The organism is Nonomuraea sp. NPDC005501 (genome assembly GCF_040605905.1).
Taxonomy (GTDB): Bacteria; Actinomycetota; Actinomycetes; order Streptosporangiales; family Streptosporangiaceae; genus Nonomuraea.
The window spans coordinates 19,089-43,024 of sequence record NZ_JBEXDT010000047.1 but is presented as its reverse complement, the minus strand read 5'-3'; the positions used below and the strand labels follow the sequence as shown (position 1 = coordinate 43,024).

The window sequence follows — 23,936 nt, the reverse complement described above, 5'->3', positions numbered from 1 at the left end:
ACCTTAGGTGACGTACTGAATACTCAGAGTCAGGCACAGCGGAGTCCAATGGGGGCCATGCGGACGCGACGGCTGCCGGGGCGGCATCGCCGTGCTGAAGAGCACCAAGCCACCTACGGCGAGGTCATCGCCATCGGCGAGTTCCGGGCACTGTGGTACGGCCAGGGCCTGTCACTCCTCGGCGACCAGCTCGCCCAGGTGGCGCTCGCCGTCCTCGTCTACGACCGCACCGGCTCGCCCCTCGCGACCGCCGCCGTCTACGCCCTCACCTACCTGCCGTCGATCGCCGGCGGCCCGCTGCTGGCCGGCCTAGCCGACCGGTTCGCCCGGCGGGGGGTCATGGTGGCGTGCGACCTGCTGCGCGCGGCCCTGGTGGCCGTGATGGCGCTGCCCGGCATGCCGTTCTCCGTGCTGTGCGCGCTGGTGTTCCTGGTGGTGCTGCTCAGCGCGCCGTTCTCGGCCGCGCGGGCGGCGCTGCTGCCCGAGGTGCTGGAGGGCGACCGGTACGTCGTGGGCACGGCGCTGCAGAACATGACCAATCAGGGCGTGCAGATGCTCGGCTTCGCCGCGGGCGGCGCGGTGATCGCCACGCTCGGCCCGTACCGCGCGCTGGCGCTGGACGCCGCCACGTTCCTCGGCTCGGCGCTGATCCTGGTCTCCGGCGTGCGGCGGCGGCCGGCGGCGGCCGCCGAGGGGGACCGGCCGTCCATGTGGGCGATGACCAGGGCCGGGGCGCGCCTGGTCTTCGGCGACAAGCGGCTGCGTACGCTGGTGATGTTCGCCTGGCTGTGCGGGTTCTACGTGCTGCCGGAGGGGCTGGCCGCGCCGTACGCGGCGGCCCTCGCCCCCGAGGGGCTGCCCGTCCCGGTGGTCACCGGGCTGCTGATGGCCGCGATGCCGACGGGCACGGTGCTGGGGGCGTTCCTCTTCAGCAGGTTCGTGTCGCCGTCGCGACGCCTCCGGTTGATGGGCTGGATGGCGGCGCTGAGCTGTCTGCCGCTGGTCGTCAGCGCGTTGCGGCCGCCTCTGGCCGTGGTGCTGGCGGCCTGGGTCCTGTCGGGGGTGGGCGGGGCCTACCAGCTCGCGGCCAACGCCGCGTTCGTACAACGGGTGCCGGCCGAGCGGCGTGGGCAGGCGTTCGGCCTGGCGCAGTCGGGGCTGATGGCCGCGCAGGGCGCCGGGATCCTGGTGGGCGGTCTGGCCGCCGAGAGACTCGGTCCCGAACTCGTGGTCGCACTGTCCGGCGTCATGGGAGTGACGTGCGCGGCCGTGCTGGCCATGGTCTGGACCGAGTCCCGCGGCGACGAGTCCCGCCGGGTGCGAGCCTCGGCGCCCACCTGATCACTGCTGGGGCTTCTGCTCGTCGTCCCAGGTGCCCGGGGTGGTCGTCGTGCCGCTCTGCCAGGTGGACTTGGCCTGCTGCTTGTTCAGCAGGTCCTGGACGATCGAGGTGTCCCTGCCCGCCTCGGGCATGAGCAGCCAGCCGATCGCGTACAGGCCGACCCCCACCCCGCCGAAGAGCGTCGCCACCGCGAGCGCGATGCGGACCAGGTTGGCGTCGATGCCGAGGTACTCCCCGACACCGGAGCAGACGCCCGCGATGATCCTGCCGTCGTGAGTCCTGCGCAACTGCTTGATGTTCTCGTTCATGTCTCAAGCGTGCCCCCGCTGCCCTCTTTGGCACATCGGGAATTCCCCTGTAGAAACCCTGGTAGCCCCTTACATAAAGGCGCTTGTGCGAGGAGAGGATCGCCATGGACGACCTGCTGCGCGTCGACGACCGGCTCAACGGGGACCAGAGGCTCATCCGCGACACGGTCGCATCGTTCGTGTCCGACCGCGTCCTGCCGCACGTGGCGGGCTGGTTCGAGGAGGGCGTGTTCCCCGCGCGCGAGCTCGCGCCCGAGCTCGGCTCGCTGGGGCTGCTCGGCATGCACCTGGAGGGCTACGGCTGCGCCGGCACCGACGCGGTCTCGTACGGCGTGGCCTGCCGCGAGCTGGAGGCCGGCGACTCGGGGTTGCGGTCGTTCGTGTCGGTGCAGGGCTCGCTGGCCATGTTCCCCATCTGGCGGTACGGCTCCGACGAGCAGAAGGAGGAGTGGCTGCCCCGGATGGCGGCGGGCGAGGCCATCGGCTGCTTCGGCCTGACCGAGCCCGACCACGGCTCCGACCCGGCCGGCATGCGGACGTACGCCAAGCGCGACGGGTCCGACTGGATCCTCAACGGCTCCAAGATGTGGATCACCAACGGCTCGGTCGCGGACGTCGCCGTGGTGTGGGCGCAGACCGACGAGGGCATCCGGGGCTTCGTCGTCCCGACCTCCACGCCGGGCTTCTCCGCCCCTGAGATCCACCGCAAGCTGTCCCTGAGGGCGTCGGTCACCTCGTCCCTGTACTTCGACGACGTACGCCTGCCCGGCTCCGCCGTACTGCCCGGTGTGACGGGCCTGAAGGGCCCGCTCTCGTGCCTGTCGGAGGCCCGCTTCGGCATCCTGTGGGGGGTCGTGGGAGCGGCCCGCGCGTGCCTGGAGTCGGCGGTCGAGTACGCGAAGACGCGTGTGCAGTTCGACAAGCCGATCGGGTCGTTCCAGCTCACCCAGGAGAAGCTCGCGTGGATGTACGTGGGCATGACGCAGGCGTCGCTGACGGCGTTCCACCTGGGAGAGCTCAAGGACGCGGGACGCCTGGAGCCCGTCCAGATCAGCTTCGGCAAGCTGGCGAACGTCCGCGCGGCCCTCGACATCGCACGCCAGGCACGGTCGGTGCTGGGCGGCAACGGGATCACCCTGGAATATCCGGTCATCCGGCACATGAACAACCTGGAGAGCGTGCTCACCTACGAGGGCACCCAGGAGGTGCACCTGCTGACCTTGGGCAAGGCGCTCACCGGGCTCGACGCCTTCCGCTGAGAAGCCTCTTCCCGATCTGGGCAAGCGCACGATCCGCTACTGTGATGGGGCGAGAACGGCGTCGCGTACCGGCCGGTAGTCTCTGTACCCTTGCTGTGCATGGGGCGTTAGCTCAATTGGCAGAGCTGCGGACTTTTAATCCGTAGGTTCCGGGTTCGAGCCCCGGGCGCCCTACCAGCTCGTGTTCAGCAGCCGGGCCGCCTTCTCCTCTTCCTATCCCAGCGGAGCTGTTCGACACCGCCAAGGAGATCAGCGCCGCAGGCTTGTCCCTCAACGGCATCCGCCAGAGCCAGCTCGACCACCGGCTCAAGCGCCTGCTGGAGACAGGCACGCGCCTCCGCTGCCCCGTCTTCGACCAGGTCTTCACCGACATGTGGGAGCGGAGCACACCCCTATGAGCATCGACGCCCGCTCCCTGCTGCCCATCGCGGAACAGGCCACCACCATCGCCGCCGACATCATCCGCACCAGGGCCCCGGCGTGGTGACCGCCAAGGGCGACCGCGACATGGCCACCGAAGTGGACTACGCCGTCGAAGACGCCGTCCGAGACTTCCTGACCCGGGAGACCCCCGAGATCGGGTTCCTCGGCGAGGAGGAAGGACTCAGCCACGCCGGCAAGGGCCTGCTCTGGGCGCTGGACCCCGTCGACGGCACCGCCAACTTCCTGCACGGCCTCCCTCTGTGCGCCGTCTCCCTGGGCCTGATCGAGGACAACACTTCCGTCCTGGGCGTCATCGACCTCCCCTTCCTGGCGACCTGCTACACAGCGGCTGAGGGGGCAGGCGCCCGCGCCAACGGCACACCGATCCACGCCGGCGACACCCGCGACCTGGACGCCGCCATCGTCGCCATCGGCGACTACGCCGTCGGCACCAACGCCGAAGAACGCAACCGCCCCCGTCTCGCCCTCACCCAAGAACTCGCCGCCCGGGTACAACGCATCCGCATGTTCGGCTCCGCCGCCATCGACCTGGCATGGGTCGCCCACGGCAAGACCGACGCCCTCATCATGCTCAGCAACAACCCCTGGGACACCGCCGCAGGCGTCCTCATCGCCCGCCGAGCCGGAGCGGTTGTGGTCGACCTCGACGGCAGCCCCCACACCACAACATCCCGAGCCACCATCGCCGCCAGCCGCACCCTCATCGCCGACCTCAGAGCCACTCCGCCGCACAAGTACAGCCCTACGATCGCCACGTGGGGGCCGGCCTTCGTTGTTGGTCGGGGGCGATCGACGATCCGGGTGATGGTCGTCCGCCCGTACGTCCACGCCCATCCCCATGCATGCGCTGGCGCGATCAAGGCAGTTCACCAACTGGCGCGACGGTATGCGTCCCATCGCCGGTGCACCGCCAAACGGCCATCCCATGTTCGTATCCGGCGTGCAGGCCACGATCGTGCGTGGCGCAGACAGGCCACACTTTCACAATCATTCCCATGAACGTTTCCTGGACAGCATCGGCGACTTCCCCGAGCGCACCTTGAGCGCTACTGCCCGCGATGGGGTCGATGCCGTTGCCGTGATAACCACCCAGGAACTCCACCCAGGCGCGACCCCTGCTGTCCCAGTCGTGAGTGACCAAGCGAAGCGGACGGGTGATCCCTCCGGCGCGAACGTCGCGCTTCACGACCTCCAGCGCATGCTCCAGCGTCGCCCACAGACGGGGTTCGAGGACGAAGCTCGGCTCGAAGTTGGCGTCACGGAGAAGGCTCTCGCCCAGGCGGGTCAGGTCGGCCGCGGTCAGATGGGCAGCGGGACGTTCGAGGATCTCCTGCGTCGCCGCAGTACTCATACCCCATTCCTCCAGCGAGCAGGCAAGTTCGAGGAGGGGTTCGGCGTCGAGGCCGCCGTCACGCAATGCCGTGTATATACGGCCCAACAACTCGTCTACCAGCTGTTCGGCTCGCTCTTCGGAGTGCACGCTGCAGTGTTGCCTATCGCATGAACCCAGGCAAGCGAGATCTCCCGCACGGTATCGACGCCGGCATGCCGGATCGCCTACTCCTCGAACCAGGCCACCAAGCGGACAGCATCGTCTCCGTGGACGTGCGCGAGCGTGCGCATGACTGTCCATACCCCGTGCCACAGGCTGTCGGGCGGTACGGCATGGCGGCGCGTGGCACGCTCAACACGGAAGACGGTGTCTCCGTCCTTCCACTCGGTGCCTTCGTCCCACAGCACAGCGACCTGATCAGGATCAACAGCCAAGGTGTTCACGCCACTTACCCGAGCGAATCTGCGGCTCCATACCGAACGGTATACGAGTTCGAGGCTCTGATCAGGAAGCCGTCGATACTGGGCCACATTGGTCGGATGGAGGGCTGGTTCATCCCAGTCGATCGCGGCGACCTCATCCCCGTTCAACCACGTGACACCGAAGGCAGCATCTCCCCATTCCGCCAACCCCGCTCTGGTGCTCTCCGACGCATCCTGAGGAAGTCCGCGATCGGCCGCGACCGGCCGCCAGTGACCTGAGCTGCGAACGCCGAAGAGACAATCAAAGGCAGCGTAATCTCTCCCCACCAACATCCCTAGCGAGATAGCAGCGCACCACGCGGTCTCCCCGGCATCGAGTCCGGGAGTCCATGTGCGGCACTCGATGAATCCGTGGATGTCGGCTCCCATGCCGAGATCTTCTTCTCCGCCCATGGTGCTGTCCAACCCTTCACGATCACGAGCACTCTCCGGTGAGGACCGCAGGTTGCCGAGGAAGTCTTCCCAAGCTGACAGTGCCCTGGCCGTACAGCCACGGCCAAGGGGATGAACGACGGCGGAATCCCGCGGACGTCTACGGACAGTGCGACCGCAGGTCAGATCTTCTGACCTGCGATCGAATCGACTTCCTCAATCCGTAGGTTCCGGGTTCGAGCACGCGGCTCGCCACTGTCACCGCGGAGCAGGATCACACCTGTTGCCTGCTTGTCGCCGTCGACGGCGACGCCCTCCTGGGGTTCGCCTGTCTCGCCGTCGAAACCGACGGGCGCATCCTGCTCGACAACCTGCACGTCGAGCCGGAACGCAAGCAGTCCGGCATCGGCCGCCAACTCGTCCACCACGCCTTTGGGTGGGTCGCCGAGCGACACCCTGACAAGACGGTCTACCTGGAGGTGTTGCGCGACAACGTCGCCGCCATCACCTTCTACCGGCGCCTCGACGGCCGGCCGACCAGAGAGTTCATGGAACGCTTCCCCGCAGGATTCGAACTACCCGTCGTCGAGTACACATGGGGTCCCGACATCGTCCGAAGCCTTGCCGACAACCGTTCCACCACCGATCGGCTTGTCCCCGTGCGGCCGGCGTCCGTCCGGGACGGGGGACGGTCAGATCAGTAGGTGGGTGAGGTGGGAGCCTGATCATCCCGCCCGGCCCGCGAGTACGCGGCAAACCAGGGAGTCATCGCGTGACCCAACCCGGCAAGGTCCTCTACATCATCGTCTGCGCCGCCGGCCCCGCCCCCGATGTCGGCCGCCTCGTCACCCTCGCCCGAGATGCCGGCTGGACCGTCCAGATCATCGCCACCCCGTCGGCACTCGACTTCATCGACGTCGCCGAACTGGAGAAGCAGACCGGCCGCCCCGTCCGCAGTCAGTACCGCAAACCCCACGAACCCAAGTCCCCCAGAGCCGACGCCATCATCGTCGCCCCAGCCACCTACAACACCATCAACAAGTTCGCCCAAGGCACCGCCGACACCTACGCACTCGGCCTGCTCTCCGAAGCACCCGGGCTTGGCATCCCGGTGGTGATCCTGCCCTTCGTCAACACCGCACTGGCATCGCGCAGCCCGTTCCAGCGCAGCGTCGACCAACTCCGCGCCGAAGGCGTCCGCGTCCTGCTCGGCCCCGGCCAGTTCGAGCCGCACCCGCCGAGCTCCGGGGCCGAGCGCATCGACGGCTACCCCTGGTCACTGACTCTGGAGAGCCTGCCGGCTTGATCCTTGGTCATCAGTGTTGATCACGGTCTGCGACGAGCAGTGTCCGCAGGACGACGGGTTCCTGATGAGAAGATGGCGGCAGGCGATCAGCCGTCGGCAGCCGACAGGGAGGCCTGTGTCCGCAGGTGAGGCTCGAGTATGGGATCCGTTCGGCACGCTCGGCCGGGTGCTGTGGATCGGCGGAGGGCAGTGGGCCGGCAAGTCCACCGTGGCCCGGCTGCTGGCCCAGCGATACGGACTGACCGCCTATCACTACGACTACCACGACGCCCGTGGCCACAACGATCGCCGGATCACTCGCCGTCTCCGGCTCGGCCAGTCTCCTGAGGACCCTGACCCCGATGTCACCTGGGTGAACACCACCCCGCAGGAGATGGCCGCCGAAACGCTGGCCGGCTTCCCCGTCCGGTTCGCATGGGTTCTGGACGACCTGCGTGCTCTGGTCGCCGGACGCCCCATCGTCGCCGAAGGCTGGGGACTGCGCCCCGAGCTGGTCGTACCCGTCGCCGGCTCGCCCCGGCAGATGGTCGTCATGGTGCCCACCGAAGAATTCCGTGACCGGCAACTACGCACCCTCACCCGGGCCGCGACCCTCGGGCACAACGTCAGCGACCCCGCCCGGGCCCAACGCAACCGGCTCGAACGAGACCGCCTCATCGCCGACGACGCCGTCCGCACCGCCCGGCGCCTGGGCATCCGCGTGATCGAGGTCGATGGGACCCGCGACGCCACCGCTGTCGCCGACCTCGTCGCCGACCACTTCCGTCCCTACCTGCCACCACCGGAAGATCATGAGGCAGACCGCGACGGGACCCGATCACCCTCGGAGGTGACGCCCGAAGCGCCCTGATGCCCCGTGGCCGCCCACCGGGGTCACGAGGGCCGTCATTCCCGCGAAGCCGGCACGGCGAAGGGGTCCCCGCCCTCACGCGACTCAAGCCTGACCAGGGTCGAGGGCGAGAGCCTGGTCGAGAGCGAGCGTGTGTTCGGGCCTGGCCAGGATGGTCAGGGCAGCCTGTTGACGTCGGTGCAGGGCCTTGGCCTGTGCGCGGAGGGCGCGGAGACGGGCACGCATGCGCAGCCGGCTCCGCCACGGGTGCCAGAGCGCCTGGAGGAGGAGCTGGGTGGTCACCTCCCGGTAGTCATCGCCGGCAGCGGTGAGCGCGTCGAGGTCCGCCTCATCCAGGACGCCGCCGAGGCGGAAGTCGATGAGGCGTAAGACCTCGCACTGGAGCGCCTGTTCCTCACCGCCGCCCGCGAAATCCAGGACTCTGCGCGGCACACCGGCGGACAACGCGCTCACGACGAGGCCATCGAGCGCTTCGCGCAGCGCGCGTTCGGCGTCCATGCCGTCCTCAAGGAGCACCGACAGCCTGAAGTGCTCCGAGGCCGGCAGGCGTTCGCCGGCCACGTACCGGATCCGTCGCCCGTCCCTGGCCCCCCTCGGTGCGATGTCGCGGACACCGGCCCGTACCGCGGCGACGCGTTGGAGCCGCTGCTGCACGTCGGCGCGCAGGTGGCGCCGCTCATGGTTACGCGACCGGTACGTGGTCACCGAGGCGCCCACGATGCCGCCGGCGGTGGTGTACACGAGATCGATCAGTTCAGCCATCGCTGCCGGCCTGAGGTGCGCCGAACGCCGACGCGAACGGCTGCTCGACGATCGTGGTCATGCCGTGGCCTCGGTGAAGAACGCGGCGAGCACGGGGGCGATGGCCTCGGGGTCCACGTTGTGGGGCTGACCGGTGAGGGTGGCTCGCCGTACGTCCGGCAGCAGATCGGCCACGGCCTGCGCCGTGCTGCTGATCCACGGGATCGTCTCGCCGTCGATCACCAGAGTGGGCGCCGTGACGCCGGTCAGCCGGTCGGCGGGCAGGGAGAAGTCGCCGGTGATGGTGGCGTCGTAGATGAGCGTGTGGGCCACGGCCTCCATCGCCGGCCAGCCCGGGAAGTCGCGCATCGGGGCCACGTACTCGGCCGGAATGCCGACCGCGGCGGTGAGGAACAGCTCGCACATGTCGCCCCTGCGGCCCTCGGCCAGCAGGGCCACGAGCTGCTCCCGGTAGTCGGCCGGCACCGGCGTACGGGTGCCGGGCAGGATGTAGGGGACCTCCCACACCGCCAGCCTGTCGACGGCGAGCCCGCGGGCGGCGGCCTCCAGGGCGATGATTGCGCCGCCGGAGGTGCCGTACAGGTGTGCCGAACCGCCCGCCGCGGTGATGATCGCCTCGATGTCCTCGAACTCGCGGTCCACCGCGTAGGGGGCGGTGTCGCCGCTGTCGCCACGGCCGCGCCGGTCGTAGTTGTAGACGGTCAGGTCCTTGGCCAGCAGTTCGGCCAGGGGCGCGGTCGCCGACCGGTCATTGGGACCGGCGCCGATGAGGATCACCGCCGGGCCCTGCCCGATCCGGTCGTAGGCGATCGCCGTGCCGTCCTGCGAGATGACCTTGTTCATGTCGGCTCCCTCGTGTTCGTGCTTGTCGGTTACATGATCAGAGTGCTCCCCGCGGCCCTGGTCCCGCATCCGTGCTCTCCACCGATTCACCACTGAGAGATCCATCGCGCCCGCACGTACGTGATGATGTCCGCATGATCGCAAAGGTGTCCCAGCGCGAGGCCGAGGTGCTGGCGGCGGTCGCGGAGCGGCTGTCGAACGCGCAGATCGCGAACAGGCTGCACATCTCCGTCCGCACGGTCGAGAGCCACGTCGCCTCGCTGCTGCGCAAGTACGGCGTGGCCGACCGGCAGGAGCTGGCCCGGCAGGTGCCGCAGGCGGGTGTGGACCGCGACATCCCGGACGCGCCGCAGGCGGGGATTCCCACCCCGATGACCTCGTTCGTCGGGCGCGAGCGGGAGCACGAGGCGATCCTGGCGGCGTTCGGCGCCTCCCGGCTGGTCACCCTGCTGGGTCCGGGCGGCGCGGGCAAGAGCCGCCTCGCGGCGGAGATCTGCTCCTCGTACCCGGCGGGCGGGGCGTTCGTGGATCTGGTTCCCGTACGGGATGGGTTCGTGACGCAGGCGGCGGCCAAGGTGCTCGGGGTCAGCGAGCGCGCCAGGCAGCCGTTGGAGGATGCCGTCATGGAACGGCTTCGCCGCGATCGGGCGCTGCTCGTCCTCGACAACTGCGAGCACGTGCTGGACACCGCAGCCGGTTTCGCGGAGCGAATGCTGGCAGCCTGTCCGGGCACCCGGATCCTGGTGACGAGCCGCGAGCGCCTCGGCGTGCCCGGCGAACGTACCGTGCCGATCGGCCCGCTGCCTCTGTCCTCCGACGCGGAGGCGCTGTTCCTCGACCGTGCCACCGCGGCCGATCCGGAGTTCGACGCCGACCCGGCCCTGCTGACGGAGATCTGCGCCCGGCTCGACGGCATTCCCCTCGCCATCGAGCTCGCCGCGGCCCGCAGCGCCTCCCTGGGGCTTGCCGGACTGCTGGTCGCGCTCGACGACACTCTGAGGCTGCTCACCGGGGGACGGGCAGCCGACCAGCGGCATCGGTCGCTGCGCGCGGTGCTCGAATGGAGTCACGACCTGCTCGACGAGGAGGAGCAGGCGCTGTTCCGGCGACTGTCGATGTTCTGCGGCGGCTTCGACCTGGCCGCCGCGACGGCGCTCACCGCCGGCCGCCGGCCCGGCGCCGTGAGCGATGTGCTGGGGCGACTCGTCGACAAGAGTCTCGTCGTACGCGCCCCGGGGACGGCGAGCCGATGGCGGCTCCTGCAGACCGTCAGGGCCTTCGCCGAGGATCGGTTACGTGGCGCCGGTGAGTACGACGAGGCTCGGGAACTCCATCTGCTGTGGGCCGCCGGCACCGCGACAGCGATAGAGGAGCGGCTGATCGCCGCCAGACAGTGCGGGGCCAGGGCAGCGGCGCCGATCGAGGTCTGGCGGCGGGAGTTCGACGGGGTCGCGGACGATCTCCGTGCGGCGCTGGCCGCCGCACCGCCTGGACCGGGCGGGGCGGGGCACCATCTGGCCCGCTCGCTGGGTCACCTCACCTTCGCCCGCCGGTTCCTGGCGGAGGCCCAGGGCCACTACCTGCAGGCAGCGGAACGGGCGCCCGGTCCCGCCGAAGCGGCCAAGGACCTGCGTAGCGCGGCCGACTGCTCCCTGGACAACATCTCCGGGCAGTACGTGTTCGACCTGCTGCTCGCCTCAGCGGCACAGGCCCACGCCGCAGGCGACAGGAACGGCCGCGCGGTGGCCCTGGCCCGTGCGGTGGAGACGGCAGCGAGGTTTCTCGCCTCCTTCTCCGAAGGCATTCCCGGCGAGCGGCTTCGCCGTCATCTCACGGAGGCCGCCGAGGCCGGAGACCCCGGCGACCCGATCGTGGCGGCGGCCCTCGCCGCGGCGGCAGCCTGGACCGAGCGGCCGGCCGCCTTCGACCCGGATCCGACCCTGGCCGCCAGGGCACTCGCCGTCGCGCGGGCGACGGGCGACGCCGTGCTCATCAGCGCGGGGCTCGACGCGGTGACGACCGCGGCCGTACGGGCCGGTCGGCATCGCGAAGCCCGGGGGTACACCGAGGAGCGGCTGGCCCTGCTGTCGGAGATGGACCGCGACGACCCGCGTTCGGCCATCGAGATCGTGGACACCCTTCACGTGGCCTGCACTGACGCGATCGTCGCGGGAGATCTGCCCGCGGCGATCACTGCCGGTCGGCTCATGGTGGCCGACGACCTCGTCGGCGACCACCCGTACATCTCGGCCAGCAGGCTGATCCCCGCGCTCGTCCTCACCGGAGACCTCGGGCCGGCCCTGCGCTACGGCGAACGGATGTGGGAGGGCTGGGAACGAGCCGGCCGCCCCCCGGCCGGATGGCTGCTGCCTTCGGTGTCGGCTGTCGCGCTCGCCCACGGACTTCTCGACGACCGGGTCCGTTTTCGGCTCTGGCGCCACAGAGCCGGCGTGGTGGTGGACCATGCGCGGGTCGGGCATGCCCGGCTGACCTCCTTCGGGGCGTTCGTCGATGCGCGGGCCGCGTTGCACTCCGGCGACCTGAGCGACGCCGCCGTCCTGGTGGAGCGGGCTTTCGGTACGTTCTCCATGGGACGTTATGAGGCGTACGCGCAGGCGGCGGGAGCCGAGCTCGCCGTCGTCGCCGGGCTGCCCGACGCCCCGGAACGGCTTGCGGCCGCGCTCCTGACAGCCGGTGAGAACTACTGGGCCTCCGCGTGCCTCGCTCGCGCCGGCGGCAGGCTCCACGCGGACCAGGACGCGCTGGCGGCCTCGGTCGCCCAGTGGGAGGGCATCGGCGCCCGGCTGGAACGAGCCCATACCCTCCTGCTGATCCCGCATCGCGCCGAAGAGGGCCGGGCCGCCCTGGACGCTCTGAGACCACCTCAGTAGGCGACCTCCGACACCCCGTCGAGCGCACACGGGCTGGACGCGGATGCGCGGCGGGACGCCCGCGACTACGGGGTGCAGGACCCCCTGCTGTCGGCGACTCGCAGGCTCAGCGACGTGCCGTAGTGCTCGCGCATGCTCTGCCCGGCGGGCGGGTCCTGGGTGCAGACGGTGCGTTCGAGGTGCGCATTGTCGTCGTATCCCTCGATCACGAGGGGCTCGCTGCTGACGTACGGGAAGCCGAGCTGCAAGGCGGCCTGTTCCGCCTCGTGGCCGGTCTTGCCGACGTAGTTCGGCACGACGGCCCAGCGGGTGACGCGGCCGTCGGGCGGGCAGGGCACCTGCGGGGGCAGGAAACCGAACTCCACCTTCTTCGCCGACGAGTCCTCGACCTGCGTGCAGACGATCCAGGTACCGGAGTAGGACTCACCGTCGAACAGATGACCGTCCGGCAGGGCCCGGTACGCGGTGGTATAGGCAGGCCAGGAGCGTCGGAACTCGTCACTGATGGCGTCGAGCGTCTTTCCCTTGAAAGAGGGCAGCGCAGGTGACGGACGTTGCGATTCTGTGCTGCTCCCACCGGTCGCTCCGGTGGCGGCGTTGTCCTCGCCCCCGCCCGAGCAGGCCGTCAGCCCGAGCACGGACACCGTCAACAGACCGAGAACACGGAGCCTGATCCCCACCATTGCGCTTTCGCTCCCCGAGCGTGATCGGACATGACACGACGATCATGGTCATCTTCGCGTCGCAGGGCAACGCATCGGCGATCGTTCGGTATCAGTGTGTGAGGGCGACGACTACCTCTGCAGTCGCGATCGGCTAGGCGATGTTGGACCACTTGGTGCACGTCCAACGGTTGCTGGACTTCAGGCAGGCACGGACCCATCAGCAGCCCGGCCGCCACACCCGCGATCATCCAGCCCCGCATCATCTCTCGCTCCTTCGCCTCCGTCGATGAACGAAGGATGTATGAGGGTTGTTGGAAATCCGCTGAGGATTTGTTGAGTTCACGCTCGGACGCTGAAGTGCGGGCCGACTCCTACGCTGGTTCGTACATGAGCGCGACGGGCGCGGACAGTGTGGATCGAACGGGAAACGATGACGGCGGCGGCGGCCAGCGCGGCTGTGGCGGCCCAGATGTAGAGCGCGAGCCAGACGTAGGTGATCTGGTCCAGCGTGCCCACCCTGTTCATCAAGAGGCCGATCAGGTCGGCCAGGCCGACGAAGAGCGCGATCGGCAGCGCGTAGGGGACCATCCGTACGGCGAGGCGCCACATGGGGCGGCCCGCTCGGCGGCGGGCCCAACTGCGGGCACGGTAGGCCCCCAGGAAGCCGAGTCCGAGGTTGAGCAGGGTCAGGCCGCCCAGCCAGGGGTCCGCGGCCGTGGTGAAGGGCGCGGCTCCGGCGTCGGGGCGGCCCTCGATGATGTCGATCAGGCCGTCGGTGATGAGGAGCGCGTCGTCACCGGAGATCATTCCAGTGTTGGTGACGACGGCGATGCCATATCCGGTGGCGGGCAGGAGGGTCTGCGCGGAGTTGTGGGTGAGCAGCCAGCCGGTGTGCCGGAGTTGCGGCGCTCCACCGGCGGTCCTCCCGCTCTGCCATCCCATGCCATAGGTGCTGCCGCCCACACCGGACGCGGTCTGGGCGGTCTTCACGGTCTTCTCGGGGAAGACGCCGCCGGCACCGTTCTGCGTGATCAGCCATTCAGCCAGATCGCCGGCGGTGCTGACGACGCCGAAAGAGCCATTGAGGAACCATTTCGGATGGGAGCGCTCTATGAGGCGGCCGTAGGCGCGGATGTAACCGGCGCCCTCGCCGGGAAGGTCTCTGGTGGTGTTCACGGTCCTGGTGGACGTCATGCCGAGCGGACGGAACACGGTGGCGGCCATGTAGTCGGCGAACGGCACGCCGGCCACCACCTCGACCAGCCGGGCCGCGACGGCATAGTTGGGGTTGTGGTAGGCCATCTTCGTGCCCGGATCGGTGGCGAGCGGGGCGGTGCGCAGCATCGCGACGGCGTCCTTGAGGGTGTCCGGCGCGGGCAGCGTCAGCTCGGGGAAGGTCTGATCGCTCATCCCGGAGGTCTGCTGGAGCAACTGCCGCACAGTGATCTTCTCAGCGCGGGCGTCGGCCATGGTGAATTCCGGCAGGTACGTCCTAACCGGGGCGTCCAGCCTGATCTTGCGCTGGTCGGCGAGGTGCAGCACCGCCAGTGCCGTGAACGACTTGGAGATCGAGGCGAGCGGCATCGGCGTGTCCTTGGTGATCGCCTCGCCGTCGGCCGTGTGGCCGTAACCCGCGACATGTACGACCTGATCATTCTTGGTGACCGCGACCAGGGCACCGGGCAGCCGGGTCCGTGTGACGTAGTCACGCATGTAGGCATCGACCGTGCTCGCACTCAGCTCGCCGGTCTTCGGCGCAGTCATCGAGGCACTCGCCGCCGTCACCCCTGCCGCCAGTGACACACCGGTAAGTACGGCAATCGCCGCGATCCTGCGTATCCTCATCGAGTTTCTCCCGAGCTCTTCGTCCGCTGAGAAACGAACGTTAGAAGTCGGCGGGGGCGCCGCACAGCGTACGATCGGCGGGACCTCACCCTGACTTTCGTCAGGTATCAGGGGTCCGGGCTGCGTAGCACGCCGAGTTCCCACGTCGCGTGCCAGCCGGGCTGGGACGCGACGTCAGGTCAGGTGGATCCGCACAACCTGTTGAGCTCCGCGACGTCTGTATTGATATCCGCGATCACCTGGTTGGGATCGCCGCCGGTCATGCCGGTCAAGCGGAAGTTCAGCTCCCGGAATTCGGCCGCCAACCGGCTGATCTTCGCCCCCACCACTCCCTGCGCGTCGAGGACCGCGCCCATCAGGTCGCTGTACGCCTGCTGAGCCGCGGCCGCCTGGCTGCTGCGGACGGTCCCGGCGTTGCGCACGTACGCGGTCAGCGCCACCGCCGCCTCATCGCAGCCGCCGGGACGGACCGCTGCCAGCGGTGTGGGGGAGACCGGATCCGCTCGCTCGGGGCTCGGCTTTGGTCGCCGGGGCCTGCGGGACTCAGGTGACGGGCTCGGGGTCGGCGGTGCGGGCCGGGTGGTGACCCGATCCGGCGACGATGACTGCTCGGCCGGGGTGGGGACCACCGGGTCGGACCGGGTCGACGAAGGCGGGGTCGGCAGAGGCGGGGTCGGGGTCGGGGTCGGGGTCGGCGGCATCAGGTAGGCGACGAGCGCGACCACGGCGGCGACCGCAGCGGCCAGAGCGCTCACTGCCGTCCAGTCCAGGCGCAAGCCCGCTCCTCCGCCCGCCCTGGAAGGCTGCGCCGATCCGCTCTTCGTCATGCCCTCATCGTGGCCGAGCAGCCGAGCTCGGTCCATGTCTCCTGCTGATCTTTCCGAACCGACAGGTCATAGATCATCGTTCAGCCAGCCGGCCAGTTCGGCGACGGAGGAGACCGCGCGGAGGCCAGGCCTGACCTCCGCGGTGGCCGGGCCGAGGTGGCAGTAGGGGACGAAGGGCAGGCACACCAGACCGAGGATTCCGCCATACCCGGAGAAGTCATAGTTGTCTCCGCTTCGGTGGGCGATCAGGGTGCCGAGGCGCGACTCCCACTCGGCCACGAAGGAGTCGCAGCGGGCGGCCAGGTTCCGGATGACGGCATGCTCGCCGGAGTCGTACTCCGGACTGTAGGGAACGCTCTTGGCCGACACCGCCAGCAGCACGCCGTCGCGTTCGCCGACCGCGTCCAGGTCGGTCACCGTACGCCCGCCGACGCGCAACGCCCGCCCGCGGAGCGCGCGCAGACGATCACCCGGCCGCCAGGCCGAGGCGTCGATGACCTCCTGGACGTCGCGTTCGAAGTGACTGGCGCGCAGATTGACCAGGCGGCCGCCGCCGCGGCGGGCCACGGTGGTCAGGTGACGCAGGTGGGCGGTGGCTGCGAGCAGGTCCACGTAGAGGCCGTCCGGAACCAGGCGGATCACCGGGCCCGGGATGAGCGGCCAGAACGACCCGCGCAGGTCGAGCAGCGCCTCCCAGGAGGCGTCAGGGTCCGCCTCGTGGAAGGCGGCGGTGAAGCTCTCGTGGTCGTACAGGGCGTAGCCGCGCTGCAGCACGGAGACCAGGCTGTCGAGCGAGACCATCGCGGCACGCATGCAGGCCAGCACCGCGGACAGCTCGGCACCCCACCAGGGCTCGCCGGCGGGGGTGAGCTCCTGGAACGCGCGCAGGGTGCCCTGCTGGAAGCAGGCGACGCCGTACGCGGTGTCGATGGAGACCGTGTCGACGATCGGCGGCAGATCGAGGACCGGGCGCAGCAGGTCCGCGTCGACCTCCACCGTCGCGGACGAGCGCATCCTGACCGCGCCCATGACGGTGCCCGCTTCCGCCACGTCTTCGGCCCGCACGACCAGGCGTGCTCCCGTCGGTGTGAACAGGTCGTCCGCGGGATCGCTGATCCGCCGGTCGTAGAGCTCGACCGCGCGGGCGGTGGCGTCGTCGTACCTGAGGACGTGCCGGCCGTCGACCGACAATCTGAGAGTGGCGCCTTTCGCGCACGCCCGGTACATGGCCTGGTAGGTGACCGCGGCGGAGGCCGTGACGACCAGGCTGGTCAGGGCGTGGACCGTGGCGGGGGTCATCTCGAAGCGCAGACCGCCCTCCCCCCGCACAGGAGCCGCCGAGGCGGTGGAGCGAGCGCTCAACACCTCGGCCGCCGCGTGCCGTACCGGTCCGGTGGTGGGGTGCCTTCCGGACAGATACTCATACGGCAGGCGACGCAGCAGGAACAGCCACTGCGCCGGCGAGAGCGACTGGCTGATCTCGGTGCCGGCCCGTTCGAGGGCTCCGATCAGGCCGGCCAGGTGGGCGCAGGCGTCCGCACTGTCCAGGACCCGCCCGGGCTCGCCGCCGACGTTCACACGGCGCAGCAGCTCGGCCTCGTGCGCCGCCGTACGGGGCCAGACCTCCGCGACCAGCTCACCGACCTGGCGCGCAGTGTGGTCCTCGAGCCGGACGGTGAAGCTCAAAGCCGGCTCGCGGCGAGCTCCTGGACCTGGTCGACCCGGCCGTCCGCATGGTGGCGCAGGCCGACGACGAGGCCGTCCAGGATGATCTCGGCCTTGACGTACCCGGCGGGCACGCGCTTGGACTTGAAGAGCACGTGGCCGGCAGGGCTGACGTATCTCTTCCAGTTGACGCCCCGCTCGTCGAACACCAGATAGCCGACCTGGAAGTCGAGCGGTTCCAGACCCTCGACGATCTGGGTGATCAACCCCGCCGCCGCCTGGTCAGGGCCGGACGCCACGAAGTTGTAGGTGCCGAGCGGGCGGCGGGTGCCTGCGTCGATGTGCAGCGCGATCGGGCCGTCGGGGTGCTCAACGAGTTCGTAGAGGCCATGTCTGCCCTGGATCAGGATGGTCTGGACACCTCCGGGGCGTTCCATCACCATCGGCGCGCCCAGCGGGGCGTCGCCGATGAGGTCACTGATCCACCGGACCAGCTCTGTCAGATCGTGAGATGCCACTCCGGGCCGCCTTGGGTAGGAGTTCGGGAAAGTCCGTGCGGAGCTGGTCGGCGACCTCGGCATGCGGAACCAGCTCCAGGTTGGAGATCCGGCGCCGGGGCACGAGGGCGCCGCCGGGGTCGAGGAACGTGATGAGCGCGCGCAGGTTGGCGCCGGCGGCGATGAGACGGTCGACGACGTAGGGGTCCCCCTGGGCGGCGTGCTGCAGGAACGCGTCCAGATCGGCGAACCAGCGGCGGAGCTGGGCGTCGCGTTCGTGCGCCACGGCGAACGAGGAGAAGCTGAGAGGCGCCTTCCCTTCCTGGTCCAGCGCGACCTCGCCCATGGCCGACAGCATCAGCCGGGGAAGCTGCGAGGCATCCACCGCAGCCGGGTCTTTCGACCAGCCGAAGTAGGAAAAGCTGGACAACGCCTTGAAGGGACCGTAGAGCCGCCGGTTGAACCGTTTCCCGAAGCGGGAGGACTCGTACGGCAGGAAGCCGAACTCCTCCTCGATGCTCCGCACCCACGCCAAGAAATTCGCGAAAGTATATATGCTGCTCGACCGGTAATACGGCGATGATTCATACCAATCCTCGCCGATATTCCGAACGAAGTTGTTGATGCGGCGCTCCAGCGACTCGGCGGAGCGGACCAGTGGCGTCGTATATTTCCGGACCGTGACGCTTGTCGCACGTCTCGCCCCGAAGAAGGGACGCAGCAAATCCTCGAAGAAGAACTTCACTCCTGCGCCGATGATCCCACCCATGAGGGACGAGAGCAGGATCCAGAGAACGGAGTACTGCTGGAACGAGCGCGTCAACCAGTCCGTCATCGTGTCTCCGTCAGGACGCCCCGCCGTGATTCTCCCCGCAACTGGTGACGCCTGCAAGGGACAGGAGGGTACGGCGCATGGCGAAGCTCCACGGGTCATGGGCCGGCGTTCGGGCCGCCGCGGAGGAGGGCCTGGCCGAGAGGGGTCAGGGTGTGGAGGACGGCGCCGCCCGTCCGGGTGGTCGAGATGAGTCCGGCGTTGCGCAGTATCGCGGTGTGCTGGCTGGCGGAGCCGAGGGAGATGCCGACCCGTTCGGCCACGGACGTGGTGGTGGCCGGGTCGCGCAGCGTGGCCAGCACGGCTGCGCGGGTACGGCCGAGCAGGGGTCCGAGCACGTCGGCCTGGCCGGTGGACCGGTCCGTGACGACGATCGGATAGACCAGCACGGTCGCGGCGTCCGGACGGTACAGCACCATCGGGCGGGGTGCGAAGTACGACGGGATCAGCAGCAGCCCGCGTCCGCACAGGGGGATGTCGTGGTCGCCGTCGATCGGGATGTGCAGGGTCGGCGGCTGCCAGCGGCAGTCGGGATGGAGCGTGGCCAGCAGGGCGTCGACCCCGCCGCGCAGCAGGGTTTCGGCGCGCAGGGCGCGGTCGGCGGCGGCCTCGGCCTGGATGTGCGGCCACAGCGACTCCACGGATGAGGTGAAGTACCGGTGCAGGTCACCGGCGAGGGCCTGGCGTGCCGCGGCGGTGCCGGCAGCCAGCTCCCCCGCCCACCGCCCGCTCCGCTGGGCGGGCGACAACGAGCTCAGATCAACCGCCAGATACGAGCTGGGGGTCTGACTGGCCAGCTCCACACCGGTGGCGAAGTCACCGGCGTCCGGCTGGAGCAGAAACGCGGGCACGAGACTCTTCGGGGTGACGAGGGGCGCCAGCACCCCCGCCCGCTCCACCAGGCTTCCCCTCACCTGCCGGTGCAGCCGGCGGACTCCGGGCCGCGACCAGCTCCTGCCGGTCGGCGCGCCACGGAGCAGGCGCACGCTCAGCACCGTCTCCCACAGGGCGTTCGGTGCCTGGGTGAACGTGATCAGGCGAAGGTCGGCGTCGGAGAAGTGCACACGCATCATGCCGATGATTGTCACGCGGCCGGTCCTGTTCAGCCAGGGCCGAGTCACCCTTTTAGTCAGGACTAAAAGGCGTTGCGGCCGGAATTCGGCTGGGGCAGCCTTACTGCCGCGGCCCCCGATCAGGAGCCATTGATTCAGTGTTCACGGCACCTTGCGCCCGGAACTGCAAAAGGGGCCGAAGAGACGAAGGAGTTTGTCATGAAGGTCACGGCAAAGGTACTCAGCACGATCGGTGCGATCGGAATCGCGGCCGGCATCGTGGCCGCCCCCACGGCGGCGTCGGCCACGCAGCGGGCGGCCGGCGACCTCAAGTACTACTACGAATGTGGCACCAGCATTTGTGTGAAGACCATCACCACATGGGGGTCCTTCGGCCTGAACTCCTACGGCGATCACCTGTACGCGGGGGGATGGTCGGGCTACGTGAGAGTCAGCACGGGCAAGAAGATCTACTTCTGCGACTGGGAGACCATCCAGTTGCAGCTGGAGCCCAAGGTCACCGAGATCTTCGTGTCCAGGCTCAAGGCGTCCTGGTGCCAGTAGGGGATGGCGCCCGCAGCACGTCTGGAGTCGTGCGGAGCTCCCCGAGTGGAGTGCGGCCGGGTCGCTGAACTCCCGTGCCCACCCATCCGGCTCGCCTCGCCCCATCCGCCCCTGAGGACGGAATAGGCTCATGCGTGCAGTCGGCCTGGGCGCAAGGTAAGGGGAACAGGTGAGCGATTCGTTCGTGCATCTTCACGTACACACCGAGTACAGCATGCTCGACGGAGCGGCCAAGATCCGGCCGCTGTTCGCCGAGGCCGAGCGGCTCGGGATGCCGGCGATCGCGATGTCCGACCACGGCAACATGTTCGGCGCCTACGAGTTCCAGAAGGTCGCCCAGGGCAGCGGCGTCAAGCCCATCATCGGGATCGAAGCCTATGTGGCTCCGGACAACCGCTTCCACAAGAAGCAGGTGTTCTGGGGCGCCCGCGCCGAGACCGGGGTGGCGGACGGCGAGGGAGGCAAGGACGTCTCCGGCGGTGGCCGCTTCACGCACATGACCATGTGGGCCAAGAACGCCGATGGCCTGCGCAACCTGTTCCGGTTGTCCTCGCTCGCCTCCTTCGAGGGCTACTACGGCAAGCCGCGCATGGACATGGACCTGATCTCCCAGCACTCCTCAGGGATCATCGCCACCACCGGCTGCCCGTCCGGGGCGGTGCAGACCAGGCTGCGGCTCGGCCAGTACGACGAAGCCGTCAAGGTCGCCTCCGCCTACCAGGACATGTTCGGCAAGGACAGCTACTTCCTGGAGCTGATGGACCACGGGATCAGCATCGAGCGTGAGGTGCGGGCCGACCTGCTGCGCCTGGCCAAGGATCTCGACATCCCGCTGCTGGTCACCAACGACTCCCACTACGTGACCGAGGACCAGGCCGACGCGCACGACAGCCTGCTGTGCGTGGGCGTCGGCAAGAACAAGGACGACCCGAACCGGTTCCGGTTCAACGGCTCGGGTTACTACCTCAAGAGCGCGGCGGAGATGCGGGAGCTGTTCTCCGAGCTGCCTCAGGCGTGTGACAACACGCTGCTGGTCGCCGAGATGGTCGGCGACTACAGCGACGTGTTCGCCGAGGTGAACCGGATGCCGGACTACCCGGACGTGCCGGAGGGCGAGACCCAGGAGTCGTGGCTGCGCAAGGAGGTCGAGCGCGGCCTGGAGATGCGCTACGGCACGCCGGTGCCGGCCGAGGTGCTGGAGCGCTACGAGACCGAGATGAAGGTCATCGGCCCCATGGGCTTCTCGTCCTACTTCCTCGTCGTGGCCGACATCTGCCGATACGCCCGGGAGAACGGCATCGCGGTCGGCCCCGGCCGAGGGTCCGCCACCGGCTCGATCGTCGCCTACGCCACCCGCATCACCGAGCTCGACCCGCTGGAGCACGGCCTGCTGTTCGAGCGGTTCCTGAACCCCGAGCGGATCAACCCGCCGGACGTCGACCTCGACTTCGACGACCGCCAGCGCGACCGCATGGTGGCCTACGTCACCGAGAAGTACGGCAGCGAGTACACCGCCCAGGTCAACACCTTCGGCACGATCAAGGCCAAGGCCGCCGTCAAGGACGCCTCGCGCATCCTCGGGTACCCCTTCGTGGTGGGCGACAAGATCACCAAGGCGATGCCGCCGGACGTCATGGGCAAGGGCGTCCCGCTGGCGAAGCTGTTCGACAAGGATCACCCCCGCTACGTGGAAGGCGTGGAGATCCGCGCCCTGTACGAGAACGACCCGGACGTCAAGAAGGTGATCGACACCGGCCTCGGCATCGAGGGCCTGATCCGGGGGACCGGCGTCCACGCCGCCGCGGTGATCCTCTCCTCCCATCCCCTGCTGGACCTGATCCCCATGCACAAGCGGGACAAGGACGGCGTGGTCATCACCGGGTTCGACTATCCCTCATGCGAGGAAATGGGCCTGGTCAAGATGGACTTCCTGGGTCTGCGGAACCTGGGCATCATCGACCACGCCATCAAGATCATCGAGCAGAACCGGGGCGTCAAGCTCGACACCCTCACCCTCCCCCTGGACGACGAGACCACGTACAAGCTGCTGGCCCGCGGCGACACCCTGGGCGTGTTCCAGCTCGACGGCGGCCCCATGCGGCAGCTCCTCAAGCTGATGGAGCCGAGCCGGTTCGAGGACATCGCCGCCGTGCTCGCGCTGTACCGGCCGGGCCCGATGGCGGCCAACGCGCACACCAACTACGCGCACCGCAAGAACGGCCGCCAGGACATCGAGCCCATCCACCCCGAGCTGAAGGACGCGCTCGACCCCATCCTCGGCCCGACCTTCCACCTGCTGGTCTACCAAGAGCAGATCATGGCCGTCGCCCGGGAGCTGGCCGGCTACACCCTCGGCGGCGCCGACCTGCTGCGCCGCGCCATGGGTAAGAAGAAGCCCGAGATCCTGGCCAAGGAGTTCGTCAACTTCCAGGCCGGCATGCGCGGCAACGGCTACTCCGACGAGGCGATCCAGGCCCTGTGGGACGTCATGCTGCCGTTCTCCGGCTACGCCTTCAACAAGTCCCACACCGCCGGATACGGACTGGTCGCCTACTGGACCGCCTACCTGAAGGCCAACTACCCGGCCGAGTACATGGCCGCCCTGCTGACCAGCGTCGGCGACGACAAGGACAAGGCCGCCGTCTACCTGGCCGAGTGCCGCAAGATGGGCATCCAGGTGCTGCCGCCCGACGTCAACGACTCCCAGCTCGACTTCGTCGCCGTCGGCGACGACAAGGTCCGCTTCGGGCTCGGCGCCGTCCGCAACGTCGGCGAGAACGTGGTCGAGGGCATCGTCAAGGGCCGCAAGGAGAAGGGCGCCTACGCCGACTTCAACGACTTCCTCGACAAGGTGCCGCTGGTGGTGTGCAACAAGCGGGTCATCGAGTCCCTCATCAAGGCGGGCGCGTTCGACTCGCTCGGCCACCCGCGCAAGGGCCTGCTCATGATCCACGAGCAGGCCGTCGACTCGGTGATCGACATCAAGAAGAACGAGGCGCACGGCCAGGACTCGCTGTTCGGCGGCCTGACCGACACCGGCGACGGCGAGAGCTTCACCATCGCCATCCCGGACCTGGCGTGGGACAAGAAGACGCAGCTCGACTTCGAACGGGAGATGCTCGGCCTGTACGTGTCCGACCATCCGCTGGCCGGCACCGAGCGGCTGCTCGCGCGCAACCGCGACACCACGATCGCCGACCTGCTGGAAAGCGGCCGGGACGACCGTGGCGACGTCCGGGTGTGCGGCCTGATCACCAAGGTCGACAAGCGGGTCAACAAGGCCGGCAACATGTGGGCGATCATCACGGTCGAGGACATGGACGCCGCGGTGGAGTGCCTGTTCTTCCCGAAGACGTACGAGCTCTACGTGCCGTACCTGCGCGAGGACCTCGTCGCGTCGGTCGGCGGGCAGATCAACAACCGCGACGGCGCGATCAGCATCTTCGCCCAGGACCTGACCACGATCGACATCTCCAGCGTGACCAGCGACTCCGGGCACCCGGTGACCATCCAGATCCGCGAGGACCGTCTCAACGACAGGCTGGTCGAGGAGCTGCGCAACGTGCTGAAGATGCACGAGGGCAGCGTGCCGTTGCGGATCAATCTGCGTCGGCCGAGCGGCAAGACCACCGTGCTCGCCGTCCCGGAGTTCCCGGTCAACGCCGAGACGTCGTTCGCGGCCGACATCAAGGCGCTGTTCGGGCCGGAGGCGATCAGTCTGTGACCGCGCGGCGGCGCGTCGACCTGGTCATCAGCGACGCGCCGCCGACCCGCCCCCGCCGCGCGAGCGTTGATCA

22 protein-coding genes and 1 tRNA gene are annotated in these 23,936 nt (G+C 69.0%); 12 read left to right on the top strand and 11 right to left on the bottom strand.

The genetic code is table 11. The features are described 5' to 3' along the window. The first annotated feature begins 57 nt into the window (after nucleotides 1-57). Nucleotides 58-1,341, top strand: coding sequence for an MFS transporter (locus ABZS51_RS22750; RefSeq protein WP_355444301.1), 1,284 nt, complete (start codon nucleotides 58-60; stop codon nucleotides 1,339-1,341). Here ABZS51_RS22750 and ABZS51_RS22745 read toward each other — a convergent pair whose 3' ends face one another. Beyond that, nucleotides 1,342-1,650 (bottom strand): PspC domain-containing protein, encoded by a 309-nt coding sequence (locus tag ABZS51_RS22745; protein WP_310716010.1) that lies wholly within the window; start codon nucleotides 1,648-1,650, stop codon nucleotides 1,342-1,344. A 104-nt stretch (nucleotides 1,651-1,754) separates the two neighbouring features. On the opposite strand from ABZS51_RS22745, the gene ABZS51_RS22740 reads away from it, so the two are divergent. From ABZS51_RS22740 to ABZS51_RS22720, 5 genes are all read left to right on the top strand, one after another. After that, on the top strand, nucleotides 1,755-2,909 hold the full coding sequence (locus tag ABZS51_RS22740; protein ID WP_355444297.1) for an acyl-CoA dehydrogenase family protein: 1,155 nt from the start codon (nucleotides 1,755-1,757) through the stop codon (nucleotides 2,907-2,909). A gap of 101 nt (nucleotides 2,910-3,010) precedes the next feature. After that, a tRNA-Lys gene (locus tag ABZS51_RS22735) sits at nucleotides 3,011-3,086 on the top strand. 86 nt (nucleotides 3,087-3,172) lie between these two features. Next, a complete protein-coding gene (locus ABZS51_RS22730) occupies nucleotides 3,173-3,307 on the top strand; it encodes a hypothetical protein (protein ID WP_355444294.1) in 135 nt (44 codons plus the stop codon). An 82-nt stretch (nucleotides 3,308-3,389) separates the two neighbouring features. Beyond that, nucleotides 3,390-4,352, top strand: a complete 963-nt coding sequence (locus ABZS51_RS22725; protein WP_355444291.1) for an inositol monophosphatase family protein — start codon at nucleotides 3,390-3,392, stop codon at nucleotides 4,350-4,352. Next, nucleotides 4,294-4,857, top strand: a complete 564-nt coding sequence (locus ABZS51_RS22720; RefSeq protein ID WP_355444381.1) for a hypothetical protein — start codon at nucleotides 4,294-4,296, stop codon at nucleotides 4,855-4,857. Before ABZS51_RS22725 ends, ABZS51_RS22720 begins: the two co-directional genes overlap by 59 nt. A 53-nt stretch (nucleotides 4,858-4,910) precedes the next feature. On the opposite strand, the gene ABZS51_RS22715 is transcribed toward ABZS51_RS22720, so the two are convergent. Beyond that, on the bottom strand, nucleotides 4,911-5,573 hold the full coding sequence (locus ABZS51_RS22715) for a hypothetical protein (RefSeq protein WP_355444288.1): 663 nt from the start codon (nucleotides 5,571-5,573) through the stop codon (nucleotides 4,911-4,913). A gap of 254 nt (nucleotides 5,574-5,827) precedes the next feature. On the opposite strand from ABZS51_RS22715, the gene ABZS51_RS22710 reads away from it, so the two are divergent. From ABZS51_RS22710 to ABZS51_RS22700, 3 genes are all read left to right on the top strand, one after another. Continuing rightward, on the top strand, nucleotides 5,828-6,244 hold the full coding sequence (locus ABZS51_RS22710) for a GNAT family N-acetyltransferase (protein WP_355444378.1): 417 nt from the start codon (nucleotides 5,828-5,830) through the stop codon (nucleotides 6,242-6,244). A 68-nt stretch (nucleotides 6,245-6,312) separates the two neighbouring features. Further along, the gene (locus ABZS51_RS22705; RefSeq protein WP_355444285.1) at nucleotides 6,313-6,846 is read left to right on the top strand and encodes a flavoprotein; all 534 of its coding nucleotides are present in this window, start codon (nucleotides 6,313-6,315) and stop codon (nucleotides 6,844-6,846) included. Nucleotides 6,847-6,961: 115 nt separating this feature from the next. Then, complete coding sequence (locus ABZS51_RS22700) at nucleotides 6,962-7,696, top strand: hypothetical protein (RefSeq protein WP_355444282.1); 735 nt, start codon at nucleotides 6,962-6,964, stop codon at nucleotides 7,694-7,696. 84 nt (nucleotides 7,697-7,780) lie between these two features. Here the strand turns inward: ABZS51_RS22700 and ABZS51_RS22695 are convergent, their stop codons facing one another. Both ABZS51_RS22695 and ABZS51_RS22690 read right to left on the bottom strand, forming a co-directional pair. Next, nucleotides 7,781-8,458 carry a hypothetical protein gene (locus tag ABZS51_RS22695; protein ID WP_355444279.1) on the bottom strand — a complete coding sequence of 226 codons (678 nt, stop codon included), beginning with the start codon at nucleotides 8,456-8,458 and terminating at the stop codon, nucleotides 7,781-7,783. A 57-nt stretch (nucleotides 8,459-8,515) separates the two neighbouring features. Further along, nucleotides 8,516-9,301 carry an alpha/beta hydrolase gene (locus ABZS51_RS22690; RefSeq protein WP_355444276.1) on the bottom strand — a complete coding sequence of 262 codons (786 nt, stop codon included), beginning with the start codon at nucleotides 9,299-9,301 and terminating at the stop codon, nucleotides 8,516-8,518. 134 nt (nucleotides 9,302-9,435) lie between these two features. On the opposite strand from ABZS51_RS22690, the gene ABZS51_RS22685 reads away from it, so the two are divergent. Beyond that, nucleotides 9,436-12,192, top strand: a complete 2,757-nt coding sequence (locus ABZS51_RS22685) for a LuxR C-terminal-related transcriptional regulator (protein ID WP_355444273.1) — start codon at nucleotides 9,436-9,438, stop codon at nucleotides 12,190-12,192. Between the two features lie 65 nt (nucleotides 12,193-12,257). Here the strand turns inward: ABZS51_RS22685 and ABZS51_RS22680 are convergent, their stop codons facing one another. The 7 genes from ABZS51_RS22680 to ABZS51_RS22650 form a co-directional block, all read right to left on the bottom strand. Then, on the bottom strand, nucleotides 12,258-12,836 hold the full coding sequence (locus tag ABZS51_RS22680; RefSeq protein WP_355444375.1) for a PASTA domain-containing protein: 579 nt from the start codon (nucleotides 12,834-12,836) through the stop codon (nucleotides 12,258-12,260). 360 nt (nucleotides 12,837-13,196) lie between these two features. Beyond that, nucleotides 13,197-14,621 carry a serine hydrolase domain-containing protein gene (locus ABZS51_RS22675; protein ID WP_355444270.1) on the bottom strand — a complete coding sequence of 475 codons (1,425 nt, stop codon included), beginning with the start codon at nucleotides 14,619-14,621 and terminating at the stop codon, nucleotides 13,197-13,199. A 260-nt stretch (nucleotides 14,622-14,881) separates the two neighbouring features. Next, nucleotides 14,882-15,142, bottom strand: a complete 261-nt coding sequence (locus ABZS51_RS22670; protein ID WP_355444267.1) for a hypothetical protein — start codon at nucleotides 15,140-15,142, stop codon at nucleotides 14,882-14,884. 453 nt (nucleotides 15,143-15,595) lie between these two features. After that, nucleotides 15,596-17,215, bottom strand: coding sequence for a hypothetical protein (locus ABZS51_RS22665; protein WP_355444264.1), 1,620 nt, complete (start codon nucleotides 17,213-17,215; stop codon nucleotides 15,596-15,598). Then, the gene (locus tag ABZS51_RS22660; RefSeq protein ID WP_355444261.1) at nucleotides 17,212-17,712 is read right to left on the bottom strand and encodes a hypothetical protein; all 501 of its coding nucleotides are present in this window, start codon (nucleotides 17,710-17,712) and stop codon (nucleotides 17,212-17,214) included. The genes ABZS51_RS22665 and ABZS51_RS22660 overlap by 4 nt, the downstream gene beginning before the upstream one ends. Then, nucleotides 17,669-18,526, bottom strand: a complete 858-nt coding sequence (locus ABZS51_RS22655) for a hypothetical protein (protein ID WP_355444258.1) — start codon at nucleotides 18,524-18,526, stop codon at nucleotides 17,669-17,671. The genes ABZS51_RS22660 and ABZS51_RS22655 overlap by 44 nt, the downstream gene beginning before the upstream one ends. 95 nt (nucleotides 18,527-18,621) lie before the next feature. Beyond that, nucleotides 18,622-19,596, bottom strand: a complete 975-nt coding sequence (locus tag ABZS51_RS22650; RefSeq protein ID WP_355444255.1) for a winged helix-turn-helix domain-containing protein — start codon at nucleotides 19,594-19,596, stop codon at nucleotides 18,622-18,624. A gap of 198 nt (nucleotides 19,597-19,794) precedes the next feature. Between ABZS51_RS22650 and ABZS51_RS22645 the strand changes: the two genes are divergently transcribed. Beyond that, a complete protein-coding gene (locus ABZS51_RS22645) occupies nucleotides 19,795-20,139 on the top strand; it encodes a hypothetical protein (RefSeq protein WP_355444252.1) in 345 nt (114 codons plus the stop codon). A 169-nt stretch (nucleotides 20,140-20,308) separates the two neighbouring features. After that, nucleotides 20,309-23,863: a DNA polymerase III subunit alpha gene (gene dnaE / locus ABZS51_RS22640; RefSeq protein ID WP_355444249.1), complete on the top strand. Its 3,555-nt coding sequence runs from the start codon at nucleotides 20,309-20,311 to the stop codon at nucleotides 23,861-23,863. Nucleotides 23,864-23,936: the final 73 nt, after the last annotated feature.

Bases quoted from the DNA above. Each gene is read 5' to 3' on its own strand.
- ABZS51_RS22750 (WP_355444301.1), top strand. From the start codon at position 58: ATGCGGACGCGACGGCTGCCGGGGCGGCATCGCCGTGCTGAAGAGCAC.
- ABZS51_RS22745 (WP_310716010.1), bottom strand. From the start codon at position 1,650: ATGAACGAGAACATCAAGCAGTTGCGCAGGACTCACGACGGCAGGATC.
- ABZS51_RS22740 (WP_355444297.1), top strand. From the start codon at position 1,755: ATGGACGACCTGCTGCGCGTCGACGACCGGCTCAACGGGGACCAGAGG.
- ABZS51_RS22695 (WP_355444279.1), bottom strand. From the start codon at position 8,458: ATGGCTGAACTGATCGATCTCGTGTACACCACCGCCGGCGGCATCGTG.
- ABZS51_RS22690 (WP_355444276.1), bottom strand. From the start codon at position 9,301: ATGAACAAGGTCATCTCGCAGGACGGCACGGCGATCGCCTACGACCGG.
- ABZS51_RS22685 (WP_355444273.1), top strand. From the start codon at position 9,436: ATGATCGCAAAGGTGTCCCAGCGCGAGGCCGAGGTGCTGGCGGCGGTC.
- ABZS51_RS22675 (WP_355444270.1), bottom strand. From the start codon at position 14,621: ATGACTGCGCCGAAGACCGGCGAGCTGAGTGCGAGCACGGTCGATGCC.
- ABZS51_RS22655 (WP_355444258.1), bottom strand. From the start codon at position 18,526: ATGACGGACTGGTTGACGCGCTCGTTCCAGCAGTACTCCGTTCTCTGG.
- ABZS51_RS22650 (WP_355444255.1), bottom strand. From the start codon at position 19,596: ATGATGCGTGTGCACTTCTCCGACGCCGACCTTCGCCTGATCACGTTC.
- ABZS51_RS22645 (WP_355444252.1), top strand. From the start codon at position 19,795: ATGAAGGTCACGGCAAAGGTACTCAGCACGATCGGTGCGATCGGAATC.